Here is a 20,763-nt window from a genome sequence, read left to right as displayed (position 1 = left end):
GGCGCGCCCGGGCGGCCGGGACGGGCTGGTATTATCCCCGCTTCGTGCCTTGCCTGCCCCGGTGCCCATGATCGTCCGACCTTCCCCGTTCCGTCGCACCGTGCTGCTGCTGCTCGTGATCGTCATGACGATGTCGGGCTGCGCGCGGATCAAGGGCGTTTTCAAGGACGAGGACGAGAACGAGGGGGTGCCGGTCGAGGAGCTCTACGACAAGGGCCAGGGGCAGATGCATGGCGGCAACTGGAGCGGCGCGGTGGTCACCTACCGCCGGCTGCTCGCCCAGTATCCCTATGGCCCCTACACCGAGCAGGCGCTGATGGAGACCGCGTTCGCCCAGTACAAGATGGGCGACAACGAGGAGGCGATCTCCACCATCGACCGCTTCCTGCGCACCTACCCCACGCACAAGAACACCCCCTACATGTACTACCTGCGCGGACTGGTGAACTCCAGCCGCGACACGGTGTTCCTGCAGCGCGTGTGGAAGCTCGACGCCAGCCGCCGCGACCTGGCCACGCCGAACCAGGCGTTCTCGGACTTCAACACCCTCACCGAGCGCTACCCCAACAGCCGCTACACCGCCGACGCGCGCCAGCGCATGGTGGCGCTGCGCAACATGTTCGCCCGGCACGAGATCGAGACCGCGCTGTACTACCTGCGCCGCGACGCCTGGGTCGCCGCCGCCGACCGCGCCACCTACCTGCTCGAGACCTACCCGCAGAGCGAATTCCAGAACGACGCGGTGGCGGTGCTCGCCGCCGCCTACACCGAGCTGGGCAACGAGACCCTGGCCGCGGACGCGCGCCGGGTGCTGCAGCAGAACGAGCCGGACCATCCGTTCCTGGCCGGCGACTGGCCGGACTATCCCTGGAACGTGCGCAAGCTCAATCCGTTCGCGGGCGAGAAGTCTGCGATCGACAACGAGGACCGCGACTGATCGACCCCTCGCGGGAGTCGCGGGAAGGAACGCCGCCTCCGGGCGGCGTTTTCGTTTGCGGGGCCGGGAGCCGGCGCCCGGCCGCCAACCGGCGGTCGGGTCAAGCACGCCCGGACCGGCATCCGCTTTCGCATCCATGACCCGAGGAACCGGAAATGCCTCCGCGCGGGCCCCGACCCGCGAGGCCGCGGACCGGGCAGCTCCCGGCAAGGCTCCGCTCACTCCTGCGGCGTGGCGCCTTGCCAGTCGAAGCCGCTGATGCGCGCGAGGCGCTCGGGCTCGATCACCTCGACGTGGTGCTGGCCGTCGATGATCCAGGTCGGGTAGCCGCTGATCCGGGCGCTGATGCAATCGAACGCGACTCCGCCGCCGCGGCCTTCGGGCGCGCACTCCACGTAGGGCAGCCGCTTCGCCGCCGCGCCGAACAGCCGCTTCTGCTCGGTGCAGTTCGCGCACCAGGAGGCGCCGTAGAACTTCGCGTCCGCCTGTGCCAGGTGCTCGGCCAGCGCGCGCAGCCGGGGATCCTCGCGCCGCTCCAGCAGCCCCATCGCGGACATCTGCAGCGCGGCCAGCAGGCCGAGCGCGAGCAGGCCGTTGCCCAGCAGCCAGGCCGACCACGGCGCGCCCGGCGCACTGTCGGGCCGGGTGGCATGGACCAGCAGGAAGATCGCCAGCATCACCGCCAGCGACAGCAGGCACCACAGGCAGACGGCCTGCAGCGCGACCACGCCGGCAAGGGTGAGGTAGACGCTGATCGCAAGCCCCAGGAACGACAGGCGCCACAGACGGCGCCAGCGCGCCACGCGCGGCGCCGACCGCCACGCGGCCCACGCGATCGCGGCGTACAGCAGCCCGCCCCAGGCGGCGATCGGCAGGCCGAGGAAGCGCGACCAGCGGCTGCCCTGGACCACGTCGCAGCCTGAGCCTTCGCTGCAGAACGCGGCGCCGGTGTCCTGCCATGCGACGAAGGAGAGGTAGGCGGTGAGCAGCAGTCCGACTACCGCGAGCACGCGCAGCGCGATGTCGGCCTTGCCCACCGCTGCACGGGCCTGTCCACCGTGCGCGCCCGACGCGGGACCCGCCGCTGGGTGCTGCTGCCTGTCGCGCCGCGCCTTCGATTTCCTGCCCATGCCCTGCTGTGCCCGTTGCATTGCGATCCATACACATTAACCCGCACTGCCGCGACCTGTCCGTCCGCGCCGCAGCGGCCGTGCGCAGCACGCAGGGTGACCGGCACGTGCGCGCCGATGGCGCGGCCCGACCGGCGGAGGGGGAAGCGACGTGGCGCCGGAGGGCGCCCCCATCCGCCTTCGGCACCTTCCCCCGCCGAGCGGGGGAAGGAACGGCGCGTGTACGCGCGGCGGGCTCGCCACGACGCCCCGGAGCCGAGCGCTCCACAACTCGAGCCTGCGAGGCCGCCCGGCGGCAAAGCCGGGAGTCCGCCGTGGAGAATCAGATGGGCGTGGAGGATCAGACCGGATATCGGTTGCTGATCGGATAGCGCCGCTCGCGGCCGAACGCGCGGCGCGAGATCTTCGGCCCCGGCGCGGCCTGGTGCCGCTTCCACTCGCTGGTGCGTACCAGCCGCAGCACGCGCTCGACCGTGGCGGCATCGAAGCCGGCGCCGACGATGTCGTCGCGCGACTGCTCCAGGTCCACGTAGCGGCGCAGGATCGCGTCGAGCACGTCGTAGGGCGGCAGCGAATCCTGGTCGACCTGGTTCTCGCGCAGTTCCGCCGAAGGCGCACGCGAGATCACGCCCGGCGGGATCACCGGCGCGCCACCGACCGTGTTGCGCCACTTCGCCAGGCCGTAGACCTCGGTCTTGTACAGGTCCTTGATCGGCGCGTAGCCGCCGCACATGTCGCCGTAGATCGTGGCGTAGCCGACCGCGTATTCGCTCTTGTTGCCGGTGGTCAGCAGCAGCCCGCCGAACTTGTTCGACAGCGCCATCAGCAGCGCGCCGCGGGTGCGCGACTGCAGGTTCTCCTCGGCGGTGTCGGGTTCGCGGCCTTCGAACGTGGTGGCCAGCGCGTCGAGGAAGCCCTGGAAGGGCTTTTCGATCGGCAGCGACAGCAGGGTCACGCCGAGCGCGTCGCACTGCTCCTGCGCGAGGTCGTTGGACATCCCCGCGGTGTAGCGCGAAGGCATGCGCACCGCGGTGACGTTGTCCGCGCCCAGCGCATCGACCGCCAGCGCCAGCACGATCGACGAATCGATCCCGCCCGACAGGCCCAGCCACGTCTTCGAGAATCCGTTCTTGTCGCAGTAGTCGCGGATCCCGCGCACGATCGCGCGCCAGGCCAGCGCGTCCATGCTCTCGTCGCCGTCGTCCTGCCACACGACCGGCGCGAACTTGCGCGAGGCCACGTCGTAGTCCACCACCAGCCACAGGTCGGCGAACGCGGACGCGGCCGGATGCACGGTGCCGTCGGCATCGGCCACCACCGAGGAGCCGTCGAACACCAGCGCGTCCTGCCCGCCGACCACGTTGAGGTAGGCCAGCGCGGCGCCGCTTTCCTTCGCGCGCTCGGACAGCAGCGCGTCGCGCTGCGCATGCTTGCCGCGCTCGAACGGCGAGGCGTTGGGCACCAGCACCAGCTGCGCGCCGCTGGCGGCGGTGTCGGCCAGCGGTTCGGCGAACCACAGGTCCTCGCAGATCACCACGCCCACCGGCACGCCCTTGACCTCGACCACGCAACTGCCGCCGTCGGGATCGACGTGGAAATAGCGGCGTTCGTCGAACACGTTGTAGTTCGGCAACTCGCGCTTTCGGTAGGTCGCCTCGACCTTGCCGGCGCGCAGGAAGCTCGCCGAATTGTAGAGGACGCTGCCCGCCGATTCCGGCCAGCCCACCACCGCGACGATGCCGGTCGCCGCCTTCGCGATCTCGCGCAGCGCCGCCTCGCAGTCGGCCAGGAACGAGGGCCGCATCAGCAGGTCCTCGGGCGGATAGCCGCTGATCGCCAGCTCGGGGAACAGCACGATGTCCGCGCCGTACTCGTCGCGCGCTTCCGCGATCATCGCCGCCATGCGATCGGTGTTGCCGCGCACGTCGCCCACCGGGAAGTCGAACTGGGCCATGGCGATGCGGAGGGTGTCGGTCATGTCAGATTCCCGAGATCAGCAGGTCCAGCGCGGCCAGGATCGTCGCCCGCTCGCCCGACAGGTCGGCCTCGGCCGCGCCCAGGTCGGCGACCTCGGTCGCGGCCAGCAGCGGAACCACCAGCACGTGCGGCTTGCCGTTGACCTCGATCACCGGCGCCAGGGAGGAGATGACGGGCGCCCGGCGGCGCGCGTTCACGGGCACCATCGGCACCACCACCCGGGTGCCGGTCTCCTCGATCAGGTCGCTCTGCACGTTGAGCAGCAGCGGATACACCGCGCGCGTGCCTTCGTCGCGATTGCGGTAGGCGGTGAACTGGTGCATCAGCGCTTGCGGAACATCGGACTGAACACGCCATGCTCGGCCACCCAGGCGTTGTAGCCTTCGATGGCTTCCCGGTTCTCCTCCAGCCAGCGCTGCCGCTTGCGCGCGCGCACCTCCTGCTCCAGCGCGCGCTCCAGCGTGGCCGACAGGTTGATGTCGAGCGCCTTCGCCGCATCGAGCAGCCCCTGGTTGACGCTGACGTTGGCGGCACGCTTGCCGTACCCGGCATAGTCTTCGCGAATGCGCATCGGAGCACTCCGTGTCATACGCATCGATCATGCGCATTCACCGCGTGCATGTCAATCCCGGGGCCGGGCGCACAGTTGCCCCCCGTTTCCGGTGGCCCCGGAACACGGAAGGCCGCCCGGAGGCGGCCTTCCACTGGGGGCCTGGCAGCGACGGATCAGCCGTTGAGCCGCTTCGCGATCGCGGCGCCCAGGTCGCCCGGCGACTTCACCGTGGTCACCCCCGCCTTCTCCAGCGCCGCGAACTTGCCCTCGGCCGTGCCCGATCCGCCCGAGGCGATCGCGCCGGCATGGCCCATGCGCTTGCCCTTGGGGGCCGAGGCGCCGGCGATGAAGCCGACCACCGGCTTGGTCACGAATTCGGCGATGTACTCGGCCGCTTCCTCTTCCGCGCTGCCGCCGATCTCGCCGACCAGGATGATGCCCTCGGTCTGCGGATCGTCCTGGAACAGCTTCAGCGCGTCGATGAAGTTGGTGCCGTTGATCGGGTCGCCGCCGATGCCGATGCAGGTCGACTGGCCCAGGCCGGCGTCGGTCGTCTGCTTGACCGCTTCGTAGGTGAGCGTGCCGCTGCGCGAGACGATGCCCACCTTGCCCGGCTTGTGGATGTGGCCGGGCATGATGCCGATCTTGCACTCGCCGGGGGTGATCACGCCCGGGCAGTTGGGGCCGATCAGCACGACGTCGTCGTAGCCCTTGAGCGCGTTCTTGACCCGCAGCATGTCCAGCACCGGGATGCCCTCGGTGATGCACACGATGACCTTGATGCCGGCATCGGCCGCCTCGAGGATCGCGTCGGCCGCGAACGGCGGCGGCACGTAGATCACCGACGCGTCGGCGCCGGTCTCGGTGACCGCATCGCGCACGGTATTGAAGACCGGCAGGCCGAGGTGCTCGCTGCCGCCCTTGCCGGGGGTCACGCCGCCGACGACCTTCGTACCGTAATCGAGCATCTGCTCGGCGTGGAAGGTGCCCTGCTGGCCGGTGAAGCCCTGCACGATCACCTTGGTGTTCCTGTTGACCAAAACGCTCATCTGATGTGTTTCCTTGGGTTCTGGAGCCCCTCTCCCGCATGCGGGAGAGGGGTTGGGGTGAGGGCAGGCTCCGGAAAGCGCCCTCATCCGCCCCTGTCGGGGCACCTTCTCCCGCGAGCGGGAGAAGGGAGTTGTCAGGCGGCCTGCTTCACGGCCGCGACGGCCTTCTTGGCGCCGTCGTTGATGTCGTCCGCGGGCGTGATCGCCAGCCCGCTCTCGCGCAGCAGCTTCTTGCCCTCCTCGACGTTGGTGCCTTCCAGCCGCACCACCACCGGCACCTTGACGTCGACTTCCTTGACCGCGGCGATGATGCCCTCGGCGATCATGTCGCAGCGGACGATGCCGCCGAAGATGTTGACGAAGATCGCCTTCACGTCGTCGTCCGACAGGATCAGCTTGAACGCCTCGGTCACGCGTTCCTTGTTGGCGCCGCCGCCGACGTCGAGGAAGTTGGCCGGTTCGCCGCCCTCGAGCTTGATCACGTCCATCGTCGCCATCGCCAGGCCGGCGCCGTTGACCATGCAGCCGATGTTGCCTTCCATGGTCACGTAGTTGAGGTCGTGCTGGCTGGCCTTGACCTCGGTCTCGTCTTCCTGGCGGATGTCGCGCATCGCCACCATGTCGGCGTGGCGGAAGCCGGCGTTGTCGTCGGAGTTGACCTTGCCGTCGAGCACGGCGAGGTCGCCGTTCTTCAGCACCGCCAGCGGATTGAGTTCCACCAGCGCCAGGTCCTTGTCGTTGAACAGCTTGTACAGGCCCAGCATGATCTTGCTCAGCTGGCCCACCTGCCTGGCGTTGAGGCCGAGCGCGAAGCCCATCTCGCGGCACTGGTAGGGCTGCAGGCCCTGCACGTAGTTGACGTTGAGCGTCTGGATCGCGTCGGGGTTTTCCTCGGCGGTCTTCTCGATCTCCACGCCGCCCTCGCTGGAGGCGATGAAGGTGATCGACTGGGTGGCGCGGTCCACCAGCACCGACAGGTAGAGCTCCTGGGCGATGTCGGTGGCCTGGGTCACCAGCACGCTGTCGATCGGCAGGGCGACGCCCGCCGACTGGTAGGTCTCCATCTTCGTGCCGAGCATGCCCTTGGCGTAGTCGCGCACCTCGTCGAGGCTGCGGGCGAGCTTGACGCCGCCGGCCTTGCCGCGCCCGCCGGCGTGGATCTGGGCCTTGACCACCCAGAAGTCGCCGCCGATCGCCTTGGCGGCGTCCACCGCTTCTTCCGGCGAGCGCGCGACGCGCCCGGCCGGCACCGCAATGCCGTAATCGGCGAACAACTGCTTGGCCTGGTATTCGTGGAAGTTCATGTGGGGTCCGTGCTGGGGAGGATCGCGTCGCGGCCCGGACCCGGAGGCCAGCTGGCGGCACGCGGCCGCGTATTCTCGCCGATGCGACGCCCGCGGGCAAAGTCGGCCCTCCGGGGCGGCCTGCAGCGCCCCGGGGCCGATCCATGCCTATACTCCGGCCCACTCCATCGCGCCGATGTCCCCTTGGCCGCACCCGACGCCGACCATCCCGCCCATAGCCAGTCGTTGCGTCGCGAACTCTACCTGTTCGCGCTGTACCGGGTCCTCGAATCGGCGCTGCTGGCGCTGGTGGTCTTCAGCCCTGCCGGGGCACTGATCGGGACGATGCACCTGCCCGCGCTCGCCCAGGGCGTGGCGGTGGCCTACCTGGTGCTGTCGCTCGGCCTGCTGATGCACGCGCGGCGGCTGCCCGGCGGCTTCGTGCCGCACGTGGTCGCCGGCATCTCGATCGACATCGTGGTCGTGCTGCTGGCCACGCATGCCATGCCCGGCGCCGGCCCCGGCATCGCGCTGATGCTGGTGTTCAACATCGCCGCCGCCTCGCTGTTCCTGTCGATGCGCTGGAGCATGGCCTTCGCCACGGCGGCGTCCCTCGCGCTGGGGGGCGAGTACATCTGGGATCGAGTCGAGCAGGTGCATGCCTACCGGCCGCTGGCCGAGGTGCTGATGTTCTCGGTCGGCTACTTCGCGGTCGCCGCGCTGATGCACCACCTCGGCCGCCAGGTGCGCACCACCCAGCTGCTGGCCGACCAGCGCGGCGCCGAGGCCGCCAACCTCGCCGAGATCAACGAACTGATCATCCGGCGCATGCGCACCGGGGTGATGCTGGTCGACGGCGGCGGCCGCGTGCGCATGGCCAACGAGGCCGCGCAACTGCTGCTGCGCGACGAAGAGGACCGCGACGACCACGGCATGCACGGCAAGGAACTGGCCAAGGTCGCCCCCGAACTGGCCATGCGCCTGGCGCAATGGCTGCAGGACGGGCAGCAGAACGAGATGCCGATGGCCTGCGGCACCGGCCAGACCGACGTGCTGCCCCGGTTCGCGCGCCTGCTCGCCACCAGCGATTCCACCCTGGTGTTCCTCGACGACACCTCGCTGCTGTCGCGCCGCGCCGAATCGCTCACCCTGGCCGCGATGGGCCGCTTCTCCGCCAGCCTCGCCCACGAGATCCGCAACCCGCTGGCCGCGATCAGCTACGCCACGCAGCTGCTCGAGGAATCGCACGACCTGTCCACCAGCGACCGCCGCCTGCTGCAGATCATCCACCAGCAGTGCCTGCGCACCAACGGCATCGTCGAAAGCGTGCTCGGCCTCGCCCGCCGCGAACGCGCCAAGCCCGAGCGCATCGACCTGGTCAACTTCGCGCGCCACTTCATCGAGGAATACCGGCTGATCGTGCCGGAGGACAACGCCCAGATCCGCGTCACCGGCGACCTCGCCAGGCTGCCGGTGATGTTCGACCCGCGCCACCTGCAGCAGATCGTCACCGCGCTGGTCAACAACGCGGTGCGCTACGGCCACCTGCCGGGCGAGAAGCCCCGCATCGCGCTGCACCTGGAGGAAGAGGACCGGACGCCGAGGATCAGCATCCTCGACCGTGGCCCGGGCATCCCCGAGGCCGTGGCCTCGCAGTTGTTCCGGCCGTTCTTCACCACCTCCGAGAACGGCACCGGCCTGGGCCTGTACATCGCCCATGAACTCTGCCGCGCCAACGAGGCCGAACTGGAGTACGTCTCGGTGCCCGGCGGCGGCGCCTGCTTCCGCGTCACCCTGCCGCCGCAGCACGCCCTGCTGCGGACCTGAGCGCCGGCCGCCCGGTGCTTCCGGGCCCTCACCCCTGCCCCTCTCCCGCAGGCGGGAGAGGGGTTCCACAGCCGTCCCTGCTCCCGCTTGGCTGTCCCTGCTCCCGCTTGGCTGTCCCTTCTCCCGCGTGCGGGAGAAGGTGCCCGAAGGGCGGATGAGGGAAGACCCTTCGTCCAGACCCTCACCCCTGCCCCTCTCCCGCAAGCGGGAGAGGGGTTCCAACGCCGCCCCTTCTCCGCCCGGCTGCCCCTTCTCCAGCTCCGCCTCCCTTCCCCCGCTCCGCCTCCCTTCTCCCGCTCCGCCTCCCTTCTCCCGCTCCGCGGGAGAAGGTGCCCGAAGGGCGGATGAGGGCCTGCTCAGCCGTGCCGTGCCACTCCCCGCCTCGCCGGCGCCGCATGGATCACCTCCAGAACAACGTCCGTTCGCAGCAACACATCGTCGTTCCAGAACCTCAGCACCTCCAGCCCGCGACTTTCGAGGAAGCGCGTGCGGCGCCTATCCGAGAGCGACGCCAGGTGCTGGCTGCCGTCGGCCTCGACCACGAGTCCCGCCTCCACGCAGATGAAATCGACGAAGAACGGGCCTACCGGACGCTGCCTGCGGAACTTCCAGCCGCTGCACGCACGATTGCGCAGGTGGAACCAGAGCCGCAGCTCCGCATCGGTCATCGCTTGCCGCAACCGGCGCGCATCGGCCCTGGTCGTCGTGGTCCGCATCCTGGCGTCCTCCATGTCGCACACGCTGCAGGTTCACCGGGAGACGCATGGCACGCCATCGGAAAAGCCTGATTACGACGTAGGCGAACGGCCCCTCACCCCTGCCCCTCTCCCGCAAGCGGGAGAGGGGTTCCAAAGCCGCCTCCCTTCTCCCGCTTGGCGGGAGAAGGTGCCCGAAGGGCGGATGAGGGCCCGGCCGGCACCCTCGTCACCTGCGTCAAAAACTGTCAATATTGGTCACCTTGCGACGGCCGCCCCATTTCCATGAACGAAAACCGCAGCGCCCTGATCGTCGATGACGAGCACGACATCCGCGAACTGCTGGTGCTGACCCTGGGGCGGATGGGCCTGCGGACCGATACCGCGCCCAACCTGCACGCCGCCCGGCAGATGCTCGGCACCGTCTCCTACGACCTGTGCCTGACCGACATGCGCCTGCCCGATGGCTCCGGCCTGGAACTGGTCAGCGAGATCTCCACCCGCTTCCCCTCCACCCCGGTCGCCGTGATCACCGCCTACGGCAACGTCGAGGCCGCGGTCGAGGCGCTCAAGGCCGGCGCCTTCGATTTCGTCAGCAAGCCGGTCGACATCAACGTGCTGCGCGGCCTGGTGCGCCAGGCGCTCGAACTCAACACCCGCCGCCTCGCCCAGCCCGACGAGGCCGGCCGCCTGATCGGCACCTCGCCGCCGATGGTGGCGTTGCGCCAGACCATCTCCAAGGTCGCCCGCAGCCAGGCGCCGGTGCACATCAGCGGCGAGTCCGGCACCGGCAAGGAACTGGTGGCGCGCACCATCCACGCCCAGGGCTCGCGCGCGGGCGGGCCGTTCGTCCCGGTGAACTGCGGCGCGATCCCGTCGGAACTGATGGAAAGCGAATTCTTCGGCCACAAGAAGGGCAGCTTCACCGGCGCCAACAGCGACAAGCCCGGCCTGTTCCAGGCCGCCGACGGCGGCACCCTGTTCCTCGACGAGGTGGCCGAACTGCCGCTGCAGATGCAGGTCAAGCTGCTGCGCGCGATCCAGGAAAAGAGCGTGCGCGCGGTCGGTTCGCAGAACGAGGTGCAGATCGACACCCGCATCCTCTCGGCCACCCACAAGGACCTGTCGAAGCTGGTCGCCGAAGGCAGGTTCCGCCACGACCTGTTCTACCGCATCAACGTCATCGGCCTGCCCGTGCCCTCGCTGCGCGAACGCAACGGCGACCTGCCGCTGCTCTCGGCGGCGATCCTCGACCGGCTCTCCAAGGCGATGAAGCGCCAGTCGCCCACGCTCGCCTCCGACGCCGTCGCCGCGCTGCAGCGCTACGCCTTCCCCGGCAACGTGCGCGAGCTGGAGAACATCCTCGAGCGCGCGCTGGCCCTGGCCGACGGCAACACCATCCACGCCGACGACCTGCAACTGCCCGCCTCCACGGCGACGATGCCGCCCCCGCCGGGCAGCCAGTCCCACCCCGTGCCGGCATCCTCCTCCGCTGCGGGCGCCGACCCGCGCACCACCAGCCCCTTCGACACCGCCAGCAGCGCCCTGCCCTCGTACATCGAGGAGATCGAGCGCACCGCCATCCAGCAGGCGCTGCAGGAAAACCGCTACAACAAGACCAAGACCGCCGCCGCCCTGGGCATCACCTTCCGCGCGCTGCGCTACAAGCTCAAGAAGCTCGGGATCGACTGAGCTCCGGATGGCGCGTCGACGGCGCAAGCCGCTGCACGGCGTTGACGAGTCCCTGCCTTTTTTCCGGCGCCTCCCGCCAAGGCACCCGATCGGGGCAGCTCGCGCCGCGCGCCAGTCCAACAGCGTTTCCACCCCAGCGTCAGGTCGCCACCGCTGCGACGTGCGCCATCGGACAGACTGGATTCCCGACCAGGATCACAATTTCGTCGACCTCTGCAGAGGCAGGTGACCAAGACTGTCCATAAACGTCACTTTCTGACGATTCTTTTCCTTGATCGAGGGCGGCCAGCCACAATGCAAGGCCAATACTGTGACGTTGCACACTATCGCCGCAGTGAGTCGCCACGGTTGCCACGTTGGCACGCTCTCTGCGTTAATTCGTTGGCACGTGCGCTGTTGCACGGCTGCCCACAGGACCCGGTATCGGCCGGCCACAGGGCACGTGAAGTTCAAATCCACTCCTAGGGGATTCACCACCATGAAGAAGATGCAGAAAGGCTTCACCCTGATCGAACTGATGATCGTCGTCGCGATCATCGCCATCCTGGCCGCCATCGCGCTGCCGGCGTACAACGACTACCGCGTTCGCTCGGCCGAAGGCGCCTGCCAGTCCGAGGCCAAGGCGTACATGAACTCGGCCGTGGCTGCCGGCCAGTCGGATATGACCATCGACGCCGCGCCGCAGGAAGCTTGCACGAACGCTGTCACCCTGACGACGACACAGATCCGGACCGGGGCATCTATTCAGTTCACCCCGCGGACTCCTGGTTCTGCCCAGACCACCTGCGACGCAGACACCGCTACCTGCTCGATGAATCCGTCGGTCTAAGCAGTATCGCTCTACCGTTTTAGCTCGAAAGGCCCCTCACAAAATGAGGGGCCTTTTTTTTGACGGTCTCCGGTGCCTGCCGCATGCGACTGCCACACGACCGTCCATCCGGAGGCGGGTGACTACCGTCACGCTTCGCCGTCCCGGACTATGCGCTCGCCAAAACATGGCCCGGCTCTTGCATTCATTTTCATCGTCGCGTGTCGCAGGGGACGACCAGATGCATCGCCACCACCGGGGCTTCACCCTGATCGAGCTGATGATCGTGGTCGCGATCATCGCCATCCTGGCCGCCATCGCGTTGCCGGCCTACAACGCGTATCGTGTCCGTGCAGACGAAGGGGCCTGCCAGGCCGAAACGTTGAACTACGCCCGCTTCGCGTTGGCCGAGTTGATGGACAACCGCGCGCCCGTCGGCCCGCCACTCAAAGCCTGTGGCGCGGGTGAAACCGCCACCGCGATCGGCGTGGATATCACCGGCACGCCGCGACTGGCAGCGCAGGGTGCACGCACCACCAGCTGCGACATGGACACCGCGAACTGCTCGCTGCTCTGAGCGCAGCGAGCTAGTAGAGCAGGGTGAGCCGCAGGCGGGTGCTCGCGTCGCGGCCACGCGGCATTGCCCCGATGCCTTCCCGTCCGGCAGCAGAGCGACGATACTCGCAAGGCCTTCACAGTCCGGCCCGTGACCCAATGGTGTTGTCGAATCGCGGGTTCCTCCTTGTTTCGTTGATCCTTGCGCTGCTCGCAAGCCTGGCGTTCCTGCCGGGCCTGCCCGGCAGTTTCATCCTCGACGACATTCGCAACATCGTCGAGAACGCAGGACTCCACCTGCGTTCACTGCAACCGGCCGCGGTGCTCGAGGCTACCTACAGCCCACAGCCCGGCAGCACGACGCGGTTCGTGCCGATGCTGACGTTCGCGCTCGACCACTTCCGCGCAGGTGGCCTCGATCCGCAAACCTTCAAGGTCACCAACCTCGCCATCCACGCGCTGACCACCGCGGCCCTGGCCTGGTTCTTTCGCGAGCTTCTGCTGGTTGTCGGCGTCGCACGATCGCGCGCGCACTGGGCGGCGCTCGCCCTGGCGCTGGCCTGGGCCGTGCACCCGCTCCAGGTCTCCTCGGTGCTGTACATCGTGCAGCGCATGCAGACGCTGGCAACCATGTTCATCGTGCTGGCACTGTGGGCGTACCTGAGGGCGCGGGTGGCGCAGATCGAAGGCCGCAGCGGCCGCACCGGCTGGATTCTGACCGGCCTGCTGTGGGCACTTGCCGTGGGATGCAAGGAGGACGCCGCACTCCTGCCCGCTTACCTGCTCGCGCTGGAACTGACGGTGCTGCGCTTCCGTGCCGCCGATCCTGGGATCGCACGCATCCTGCAGCGCGGCTACCTCATCGCCACCCTCTTGGGGGCGGCCGCGTTCGTGTTCCTGGTAGTCCCGCATTCCTGGTCCTGGGACGCCCATGCGGGGCGGGACTTCTCCAGCATCGAGCGACTGCTGTCACAGGGCCGGGTGCTGTGCCTGTACCTGTGGCAGATGCTGGTCCCGGTGCCCGCTCATATGCCGTTCTTCTACGACTGGCTCGAACCTTCGCGCGGCCTGCTGACTCCGTGGACCACCCTGCCCGCGCTGCTGCTGCTGGCGGCACTGCTCGCCTCGGCGTGGGGCTTGCGCCACCGGCGCCCCCTGTTCGCGTTCGGGGTGCTGCTGTTCTTCGCCGGCCACTTCGTCACCAGCAACGTGATCCCGCTGGAGCTGGCGTTCGAGCACCGCAACCACCTGCCGCTGATCGGCATCGTGCTGGCGGCTGGAGATCTGCTCGCGCTGGCCGCCGGCCGCCTTCGGCTTCAGGCACTGCCCGCCGCCACAGCCTGCGTAGCGCTGCTGCTCGCGCTGGCCGGCGCCACCCTCGTGCGGGCGGACGCGTGGAGCAGCGGGGTGTCCCTGGCACAGGCGAGTACGCGGCTCGCACCGACGTCCGTGCGCGCCTGGAACTTCCTCTGCGTCGAGTGGCACGGGTCGGGAGGTGGAACGAAGGCAGGCAATCCCTACCTCGACAAGGCCATTCCCGCCTGCGAGAAGGCGGCAGAGCTGGCGCCGCATTCTGTTGCGAGCCTCACCAACGTACTTGCCTTCAAGACTCAGCAAGGCACGGCCAGCAGGGCGGACTGGGACCGTTACCTTGAGCGTCTGCGCCGCGTCCCCATGACCGGCGAGAACGTCTATTCGATGTGGGCCATGACCAACATGGTCCGCAAGGGGATTCCTCTCGACGAAAGCGGCGTGCTCGCGGTGATCGACACCATCTGCGAGCGCGTCCGGTTCGAGCCTGACGACTACGCGGCCATCGGCGTCTTCATCCTTGGCCACACGACGCAGCCGGACAGGGCCTACCCGCATTTCGCGCGTGCCGTGCTGACCACGCCGGACCCGTCATTCGCGAACGGGCTGATCGACTACCTGCGCCGGGAAGGCCACCCCGAGTGGGCAGACCGGCTGCAGGCCTCGCGGCGGGCCACCCATTGAGTCGCGCAATTGCCCCGCGTCCGGCCTTCCGGCGGATCGTCTACGAATGGGCACCTTGCCCTGTACGGTGCCCATGAACACCCCGAACAACACGATGCGGTTCGCACTCCTCGGCCTGCTTGTCTCGATCACGGCCGCGGCATTGTTTCTGCCCGGGCTGCCGGGCGAATTCGTGTTCGACGATTTCCACAACATCGTCAACAACCAGGCGCTGCACCTCACCCGCATGGATGCCGATGCGTTGGCGCAGGTGCTGGGAACGGCGCAGGTCTCCGGTCCCACGCGGATCCTGCCGACGCTCAGTTTCGCGATCGACTACTGGCGCGGCGGCGGCGCGGATCCGATGGTCTTCAAGACCACCAATCTCCTCATCCATGCGCTGACGGCGTTCGCGTTGGGGTGGTTCTTCCGCAGCCTTCTGTTGCTCGTGGGGGTGCGCAGCCAGCGGGCCGGCTGGCTCGCGCTCGCACTTGCCTTCGCATGGGCCGCGCATCCCCTGCAGGTATCCGCGGTGCTGTACACGGTGCAGCGCATCCAGACCCTAGGCACCCTGTTCCTCGTGCTGGCGCTCTGGAGCTATCTGCAGGCGCGCCAGGCACAGCTCCTCGGCCAGCCGGCCAGAACCGGCCTGGTACTCACCTTGCTGCTATGGGCACTGGCCCTGGCCTGCAAGGAAGACTCCGTCCTGCTGCCCGCGTACACATTGGCGCTGGAGCTGACCGTACTGCGCTTCGCCGCGACCGATCCGCGCGTCACGCAGCGTCTCAAGCGCGGATACCTGATTGCCGCGGCAGTGGGCGCCGCGGCCTACATCCTCGTGGTGATTCCGCACTTCTGGCATTGGGAGACCTTGCCCGGCCGAGACTTCTCGACCCTGGAGCGCCTGCTGACCCAGCCGCGCGTGTTGTGCATGCATCTGTGGCAGATCCTCGCGCCGCTACCCGGGAACATGCCCTTCTATTACGACTGGCTGCAGCCTTCCCGCAACCTGCTGCAGCCATGGACGACGCTGCCCGCCATCGCGGCGATCGTCGGCCTGCTGGGCATCGCGTGGCACCTGCGCGCTCGCTGGCCGCTGTTTTCGCTCGGCGTGTTCCTGTTCTTCGCCAGCCATTTCGTCACCAGCAACGTGGTGCCGCTGGAAATGGTGTTCGAGCACCGGAACCACTTCGGCCTGATCGGGGCGCTCCTCGCCCTGGGCAGCCTGCTGACCCATATCAGCGCGAAAGTGCGGACCCGCCCCGGCCTGCAGACCGCCGCATGCGCGGCCGTGCTGGTGGTACTGGCGGGCGGCACCGTGGTGCGGGCCCATGCGTGGGGCAGTTCCGCCGCCATCGCCCGGATCGGGACCGAAGCCGCCCCGGGTTCGGGCCGTGCATGGGTCCAGCTGTGCGCGAGCCAGTTCCGTGCGGGCGGCGGCGCCGTGGCTGGCAACCCGCAGCTGGACCTTGCCATCCAGACTTGCCGCGACGGTGCCGACGCCGCCCCGCAGGCGCTCAACAGCCTCACCCTGCTGGTGGTACTGAAGACCCTTCGGGGCGACGGCCGGATCCCGGAATGGGACCTGCTCCAGCAACGGATGCGGAGCGTGCGCATGACCAGCGACAACACCCGCGTGTTCACCATCCTCCTCGCGCACGCCCGCAACGGCGTCGACCTGGACAAGCAGGAGCTTCTCGAGTTGCTTCCCATCGTGCTGGAACGGGGGAACCTGGGACCGGTGAACCGCGCGGACATCGGCTACTTCGTGATGAACCACCTAGGGGAGCCTGACCTGGCACTCCCGTACTTCATCAAGTCCATCGAGGCCAGGCCTGCGAACGACCCCTTTCCGTTGCAGCTTGGGGCCGAACTCAGAGCGGTCGGCAGGCCGGACCTGGCGGACACGATCGAGCTGCTCGGATCGACACGCGGGAGAGCGTACGCCCTATGATCGACCCGGCCATGCGCGCATAGAATGCTGGTTGTCACTGGGGGACGTGGAGCCCCACCTCTTGAGCAACGAGTTGCGCCGCCGCGAGACCTGCTCGCGAAGACGGCAATTCAGCAGTTGGCTGGATTGCCTGCCGATGTCAGGCCCAGCACCGCTGTGCATCAACAGCTCGTTACAACGAGGCGCGGTACGAATCCAAAGCCAGCTTGAGCGAAGCTGCACACATCCGCCAGGTCGGCGACGTAAGGTTCGCAACCGACGGGGCATTCAGTTGACCAACGATTCTTTCGCACAGTATCTCGACATTTCCTACCGGGTAGAGACACGCCGGATTCTCTGCGAGGATCCGCGCGACGTCCCCAAGCGCTGCGGCCACGATAGGAGTGTGCATTGACAGCATCTCATATAGCTTCATCGGAAAGCAGTGGCGGCCGAAAGGGGTATCCCTGTTACATATCACCCCAACATCCAGCGCCGCCAAGAACTCTGGAACTCGCGCTTGCGGCAACATGCCGAGATCCAGGACGCGGGGAAGGTCGCGCCGGGCGCTCTTGTCGGTGGGCCCGGCATGAACGAGCCAAAGATTCTCATCGTCCTTGGACAGCTTCTCAAAGGCATTGAACAGATCCTCGATTCCACGGTCTGCAGTCAATGCCCCGGCGGTGCCGATCAGGCGCGCACCCTGCGGTAGTCCCAACAGGCTTCTCGCATTCGATTTCTCGCGGGGATAAAAGAGATCAGTGCGGATCCCGTTGACCACGGTAATGACTGGACCGGGCGGCCGGTAGTTTACGCGGACGTACTCTGCAAGCGAGTCGCTGACAACGGTCAGCGCCGCAGCCTGCATGCACGCCGAGCGGAACGCCGCCGTCAGTCCCGGCAGGCGCGAAAGGCCGAAACTTTCGTAGTTGTCGTAGAGGTCAATGACGCAAGGAATTCCGTGGCGCCGGGCCCAACGCGCCGCCAGTACGGCCTGCAACATGTCTGAACTCGCCCAGACGACATCCGGTCTCCACCCCTCAGTGACGTCATCGAGCCAGGCGCCATGCCTGGCGAGTCCGACCGGAAGCGCGTCCAGGGATCGCCATTCGACCGTGGTCCCTTCGAAGCGTCCGGCATCGGGTCCGCCCCGCCGCCGATAGCTGAGCGCGCAGATTCGGACCTCGTCCATCAGCGATGCCAAGCCAAGTGGCAGCTCGTACAGGCGACCGAACCTGTCGCTCACGAGATCCTTGCCGGTGTACTGCCGCTTGCAGACGACCAGGACACGCATCAGGCACCCACCCTGGCCAAGTCATGCAGCAGCTCCAGATTGCGTGCCGCGATGTCCTCGATGCGGAAACGTTGTTCGACCAGTAGCCTCGCCTTACTGCCCATTTCCAGCCATGCGTCATCCGTCTCCGACAGCATCCGCCGCAATGTCCGGCGCAAGTCCTCCGGATCGTTGGCAGCACAGACCCAGCCCGCACCCTCCTGCACGGTCTGGTCGATGCCACCACATGATGTGCACAGAACGGGGAGCCCCGCTTCCATCGCTTCAAGCGCGGAGTTGGACATGCCTTCGTACCGGGACGGCAGCACGAACGCATCAGAGTCCGTCAGCCGATCCCTGACTTCATCCTTGCCCAGCACGCCGCCAAAGCGGACGACGCCACCAAGTCCATTCGATACGACAAGGTCCGCAATGTGCTGCCGAAGTGGACCGTCGCCATAAAGATCGATGGTGCAGCGACCTTCGATCTCATGCATGCAGCGGAGCGCATCGACCAGGAGGTCGAGCCCCTTCTGGTGTTCGAATCGCCCCGTCCACATCAGCCGCCGGGGCCGTCCGACATGCGTGCGCACGATTTGAGGCCTAATTTCAATACCGTTTGGAATGAAGCTGCGACGCGGTTCGTACAGACCCAGCGCATCCAGTTCTCCGTTGATCGCACTGTTGATGAGGTTGATCGCACCGAGCTGCCGGTTCATCAGCGAGCGCCACTGCGGCGACAGCGGCACGGACCTGACGAAACTGGCATCGCCCTGCCCATGCGCGTTGATGGGCACGGCCAGGATCGGCGCCCGCCATAGACCGAGCCCCCGTGCAAGCGACAGGCCGAGCGCCGCGTCGGCAAGGCCACGGCAGTAGGCGACATCGAAGCGCTTGCGATGTCGCCGGGCAAACACGAGTAGCGATGCCAGGTAGGTCCCGCCTCTCGCAGTACGGCCGAGACCGGAAATGGACCGCAGGCGGTACGTTTTCACCTCCGCATCGCCCAGACGAACCACGCCGTCGGGAATACGAAAGCCAGCCACCTCGACATGGGCGCCCATCAGGCACCACTGCTCTACAAGCCGGGCGGTCTGGTGCTCCGCGCCGCCCATGACCCAGGGCGGCAAGTTCGCCAACACCAGAATGCGGACCGGATCAGCCATGGCGCCGGGCCCACGCCAGGTAACAGAGGACCGCCCACATTGCATATGAAGCATCGCGCCTGCCCGCCAGGTGGGCCGCCCATACCTTCTCGACATGTGGGCGCGACAGCAGGGAATCGTCCATGTCGGAGAGCAGTTCCATGGCCCAGGGCCTGAGCGGCCCCCGCAGCCATTCGCCAATCGGTACGTCGAACCCCTGCTTCCTGCGCTCGGCGACCCCCCCGGGCATGCGGCGCGCGAGCAACCTGCGCAGCCACAGCTTTCCGGTTCCCGCGCCGGCATGGCTGTCAGCGGGTAGCTCCCACGACAGCGCCTGGATCCTCGGATCGAGAAATGGCACCCGGAGTTCGAGCCCTGCAGACATGCTCGCGCGGTCCAGCTTCGTATGAATGCCCTCTGGAAGGCCCAGCATCTGGTCCACGAAACGCATGCGCGCGCCCAGCGCCGTCAGGCCCGCGGGTGGACACGGCAGCACCAGGTTCCTGGGCGCATCCAAGCCAAGAGCTGCCGACTCCGGAAACTGCAGAACGCGGCGGTAGTAGTCATCGAAGTCCGCCCCCTCCAGGCGCGCCCCCAGGCGCCCGCTCGTACGCGACGCGGTGCCTGCAGGGAGCAGGTCAGACAGTCGTCGCAAAGCCGAGGCTGCGGAGGTCCGGCCACGCTCTCCCAGTCGTCCTGTGACACGCCACCAGGCAACCGCGTCGAGGTGCCGCTGATAGCCTTCGAAAAGCTCATCTCCACCATCGCCTGTCAGGGCTACCGGCACGTGCTGCCGGATCGCCTCCGAGACGAGTACGGCAGGGATCTGGGCCGGATCTGCAAACGGTTCGTCGTAGATGTCGGGCAGTCGGTCCACCAGCGCCAAGGCCGCCCCCGCTGGGCATCTGACTTCCTCGTGCCACGTGCCAAGCGAACGCGCCACCGCGGCGGCATGCGCAGCCTCGTCGACACCGGGCTCGTCGAACGCGACCGTAAACGTTCGCACTCTGCCCGAGGCGCGCCGGACCATGCTCGAGACGACCAAGGTGGAATCAATGCCACCGGAGAGCATCGCGGCCACCGGCACATCCGCCTGCATCCGCAGTTCGACCGCGTCGTCGAGCAATGCGTCAAGCCGATCGAGAGCCTCGGCCCCGGTCATGCGCCTGCCTGTCGCTGGCGGACAACCCGTCAGTTCGTCGAGTCGCCACCAGCGCACAAGACGCCCATTCAACTCGCCGGCAGACGGCGCGTTGCGTTCGTCGCCCGGCCGGAGCGCAAGACAGCACCCGGCCGGCAGTTTGAAAACACCCGGATGGATGCTCAACGGTGCCGGCACGTAGCCGAACGTGAGCATCCATGTCAAAGCCTCCTGGTCGATACCACCCAACCACGCCGGATGCGTTCGCAGGGCCCGCAGCTCGGAAGCGAACGCAATGCCACCACCGACCCACCCCACGTAAAGAGGTTTCTCGCCGGTACTGTCCCTCGCAAGCCAGAGCTCGGACGTCTCGTGGTCCCACGCCGCGAATGCGAACATGCCGTTGCAACGACGCAGCGTCTCCACGACTCCGAAGCGGTCAATGGCTTCCACCAGAACTTCTGTGTCGGAGTGGCCACGCCAGTCAACCGAACGGCCATCGCAAAGCTGTTCGCGAAGTTGGCGGTGGTTGTAGATCTCGCCGTTGAACGTGACGACCCAGCGCCCATTCGCAGACGACATAGGCTGCGCGCCGGCAGCGCTCAGGTCGACAATGGCCAGCCGCCTGTGCGCCAGTCCGATGGGGCCCTCCGGATTCCATATACCGCCGCCGTCGGGGCCACGGTGGCGCAGTGCTACAGCCGAGGTCCGAAGGAACTTCTCCCGTCGACTAGAATCTCCGCCCAAGTAGCCTGTTAGTCCGCACATGACATCTGCTGTCTCGTAGACTC

At 67.6% G+C, this 20,763-nt stretch carries 17 protein-coding genes; 7 read left to right on the top strand and 10 right to left on the bottom strand.

Going from position 1 to position 20,763, the window contains the following annotated elements:
• Positions 1-70 precede the first annotated feature (70 nt).
• Positions 71-937 carry an outer membrane protein assembly factor BamD gene (locus tag FZO89_RS17490; RefSeq protein WP_425480493.1) on the top strand — a complete coding sequence of 289 codons (867 nt, stop codon included), beginning with the start codon at positions 71-73 and terminating at the stop codon, positions 935-937.
• A gap of 218 nt (positions 938-1,155) precedes the next feature.
• Here the strand turns inward: FZO89_RS17490 and FZO89_RS17485 are convergent, their stop codons facing one another.
• The 6 genes from FZO89_RS17485 to sucC all read right to left on the bottom strand — a co-directional run bounded on the left by FZO89_RS17485 (position 1,156) and on the right by sucC (position 6,950).
• Positions 1,156-2,088 (bottom strand): vitamin K epoxide reductase family protein, encoded by a 933-nt coding sequence (locus tag FZO89_RS17485; RefSeq protein WP_222928170.1) that lies wholly within the window; start codon positions 2,086-2,088, stop codon positions 1,156-1,158.
• A gap of 319 nt (positions 2,089-2,407) precedes the next feature.
• Positions 2,408-4,045: an NAD+ synthase gene (locus FZO89_RS17480; protein WP_149104745.1), complete on the bottom strand. Its 1,638-nt coding sequence runs from the start codon at positions 4,043-4,045 to the stop codon at positions 2,408-2,410.
• Position 4,046: 1 nt separating this feature from the next.
• The gene (locus tag FZO89_RS17475) at positions 4,047-4,367 is read right to left on the bottom strand and encodes a CcdB family protein (RefSeq protein WP_149104744.1); all 321 of its coding nucleotides are present in this window, start codon (positions 4,365-4,367) and stop codon (positions 4,047-4,049) included.
• Positions 4,367-4,615, bottom strand: coding sequence for a type II toxin-antitoxin system CcdA family antitoxin (locus tag FZO89_RS17470; RefSeq protein WP_149104743.1), 249 nt, complete (start codon positions 4,613-4,615; stop codon positions 4,367-4,369). The genes FZO89_RS17475 and FZO89_RS17470 overlap by 1 nt, the downstream gene beginning before the upstream one ends.
• 155 nt (positions 4,616-4,770) lie before the next feature.
• On the bottom strand, positions 4,771-5,646 hold the full coding sequence (sucD, locus tag FZO89_RS17465) for a succinate--CoA ligase subunit alpha (RefSeq protein WP_149104742.1): 876 nt from the start codon (positions 5,644-5,646) through the stop codon (positions 4,771-4,773).
• A 134-nt stretch (positions 5,647-5,780) separates the two neighbouring features.
• Complete coding sequence (sucC, locus tag FZO89_RS17460) at positions 5,781-6,950, bottom strand: ADP-forming succinate--CoA ligase subunit beta (RefSeq protein ID WP_149104741.1); 1,170 nt, start codon at positions 6,948-6,950, stop codon at positions 5,781-5,783.
• A gap of 183 nt (positions 6,951-7,133) precedes the next feature.
• Here sucC and FZO89_RS17455 point away from each other — a divergent pair, with 183 nt between their 5' ends.
• Positions 7,134-8,756, top strand: coding sequence for a sensor histidine kinase (locus FZO89_RS17455; protein ID WP_262378777.1), 1,623 nt, complete (start codon positions 7,134-7,136; stop codon positions 8,754-8,756).
• 356 nt (positions 8,757-9,112) lie between these two features.
• Here FZO89_RS17455 and FZO89_RS17450 read toward each other — a convergent pair whose 3' ends face one another.
• Positions 9,113-9,472, bottom strand: a complete 360-nt coding sequence (locus tag FZO89_RS17450) for an endonuclease domain-containing protein (protein WP_149104739.1) — start codon at positions 9,470-9,472, stop codon at positions 9,113-9,115.
• Positions 9,473-9,736: 264 nt separating this feature from the next.
• Here FZO89_RS17450 and FZO89_RS17445 point away from each other — a divergent pair, with 264 nt between their 5' ends.
• The 5 genes from FZO89_RS17445 to FZO89_RS17425 all read left to right on the top strand — a co-directional run bounded on the left by FZO89_RS17445 (position 9,737) and on the right by FZO89_RS17425 (position 16,434).
• Positions 9,737-11,143, top strand: a complete 1,407-nt coding sequence (locus FZO89_RS17445; RefSeq protein WP_149104738.1) for a sigma-54-dependent transcriptional regulator — start codon at positions 9,737-9,739, stop codon at positions 11,141-11,143.
• A 478-nt stretch (positions 11,144-11,621) separates the two neighbouring features.
• Positions 11,622-11,972, top strand: coding sequence for a prepilin-type N-terminal cleavage/methylation domain-containing protein (locus FZO89_RS19085; protein WP_149104737.1), 351 nt, complete (start codon positions 11,622-11,624; stop codon positions 11,970-11,972).
• A 220-nt stretch (positions 11,973-12,192) separates the two neighbouring features.
• On the top strand, positions 12,193-12,528 hold the full coding sequence (locus tag FZO89_RS19080; protein WP_425480491.1) for a prepilin-type N-terminal cleavage/methylation domain-containing protein: 336 nt from the start codon (positions 12,193-12,195) through the stop codon (positions 12,526-12,528).
• A 137-nt stretch (positions 12,529-12,665) separates the two neighbouring features.
• Entirely contained in the window at positions 12,666-14,501 is a 1,836-nt protein-coding gene (locus FZO89_RS17430) for a hypothetical protein (RefSeq protein ID WP_149104736.1), read from the top strand.
• A 73-nt stretch (positions 14,502-14,574) separates the two neighbouring features.
• Positions 14,575-16,434 (top strand): hypothetical protein, encoded by a 1,860-nt coding sequence (locus FZO89_RS17425; RefSeq protein ID WP_149104735.1) that lies wholly within the window; start codon positions 14,575-14,577, stop codon positions 16,432-16,434.
• A 172-nt stretch (positions 16,435-16,606) separates the two neighbouring features.
• On the opposite strand, the gene FZO89_RS17420 is transcribed toward FZO89_RS17425, so the two are convergent.
• From FZO89_RS17420 to asnB, 3 genes are read right to left on the bottom strand one after another with little or no spacing between them, the layout of a single operon-like run.
• A complete protein-coding gene (locus FZO89_RS17420; RefSeq protein ID WP_149104734.1) occupies positions 16,607-17,707 on the bottom strand; it encodes a glycosyltransferase in 1,101 nt (366 codons plus the stop codon).
• Positions 17,707-18,852, bottom strand: coding sequence for a glycosyltransferase family 4 protein (locus FZO89_RS17415; RefSeq protein WP_187471245.1), 1,146 nt, complete (start codon positions 18,850-18,852; stop codon positions 17,707-17,709). The genes FZO89_RS17420 and FZO89_RS17415 overlap by 1 nt, the downstream gene beginning before the upstream one ends.
• Positions 18,845-20,740: an asparagine synthase (glutamine-hydrolyzing) gene (gene asnB, locus FZO89_RS17410; protein WP_149104732.1), complete on the bottom strand. Its 1,896-nt coding sequence runs from the start codon at positions 20,738-20,740 to the stop codon at positions 18,845-18,847. The genes FZO89_RS17415 and asnB overlap by 8 nt, the downstream gene beginning before the upstream one ends.
• Between the last annotated feature and the right edge of the window lie 23 nt (positions 20,741-20,763).

Origin of the sequence: Luteimonas viscosa, assembly GCF_008244685.1 — a bacterium.
In the GTDB taxonomy this organism is placed as follows: domain Bacteria; phylum Pseudomonadota; class Gammaproteobacteria; order Xanthomonadales; family Xanthomonadaceae; genus Luteimonas; species Luteimonas viscosa.
Note: the sequence above shows the minus strand (reverse complement) of the source record. Positions and strands in the feature narration are given on the sequence as shown.

Excerpts from the sequence above, each read along its gene's own strand:
- FZO89_RS17450 (WP_149104739.1), bottom strand. The coding sequence starts at position 9,472 with ATGCGGACCACGACGACCAGGGCCGATGCGCGCCGGTTGCGGCAAGCG.
- sucC (WP_149104741.1), bottom strand. The coding sequence starts at position 6,950 with ATGAACTTCCACGAATACCAGGCCAAGCAGTTGTTCGCCGATTACGGC.
- FZO89_RS19085 (WP_149104737.1), top strand. The coding sequence starts at position 11,622 with ATGAAGAAGATGCAGAAAGGCTTCACCCTGATCGAACTGATGATCGTC.
- FZO89_RS17430 (WP_149104736.1), top strand. The coding sequence starts at position 12,666 with ATGGTGTTGTCGAATCGCGGGTTCCTCCTTGTTTCGTTGATCCTTGCG.
- FZO89_RS19080 (WP_425480491.1), top strand. The coding sequence starts at position 12,193 with ATGCATCGCCACCACCGGGGCTTCACCCTGATCGAGCTGATGATCGTG.
- FZO89_RS17475 (WP_149104744.1), bottom strand. The coding sequence starts at position 4,367 with ATGCACCAGTTCACCGCCTACCGCAATCGCGACGAAGGCACGCGCGCG.
- FZO89_RS17480 (WP_149104745.1), bottom strand. The coding sequence starts at position 4,045 with ATGACCGACACCCTCCGCATCGCCATGGCCCAGTTCGACTTCCCGGTG.
- FZO89_RS17445 (WP_149104738.1), top strand. The coding sequence starts at position 9,737 with ATGAACGAAAACCGCAGCGCCCTGATCGTCGATGACGAGCACGACATC.
- asnB (WP_149104732.1), bottom strand. The coding sequence starts at position 20,740 with ATGTGCGGACTAACAGGCTACTTGGGCGGAGATTCTAGTCGACGGGAG.
- FZO89_RS17420 (WP_149104734.1), bottom strand. The coding sequence starts at position 17,707 with ATGCGTGTCCTGGTCGTCTGCAAGCGGCAGTACACCGGCAAGGATCTC.
- FZO89_RS17470 (WP_149104743.1), bottom strand. The coding sequence starts at position 4,615 with ATGCGCATTCGCGAAGACTATGCCGGGTACGGCAAGCGTGCCGCCAAC.
- FZO89_RS17425 (WP_149104735.1), top strand. The coding sequence starts at position 14,575 with ATGAACACCCCGAACAACACGATGCGGTTCGCACTCCTCGGCCTGCTT.
- sucD (WP_149104742.1), bottom strand. The coding sequence starts at position 5,646 with ATGAGCGTTTTGGTCAACAGGAACACCAAGGTGATCGTGCAGGGCTTC.
- FZO89_RS17485 (WP_222928170.1), bottom strand. The coding sequence starts at position 2,088 with ATGCAACGGGCACAGCAGGGCATGGGCAGGAAATCGAAGGCGCGGCGC.
- FZO89_RS17415 (WP_187471245.1), bottom strand. The coding sequence starts at position 18,852 with ATGGCTGATCCGGTCCGCATTCTGGTGTTGGCGAACTTGCCGCCCTGG.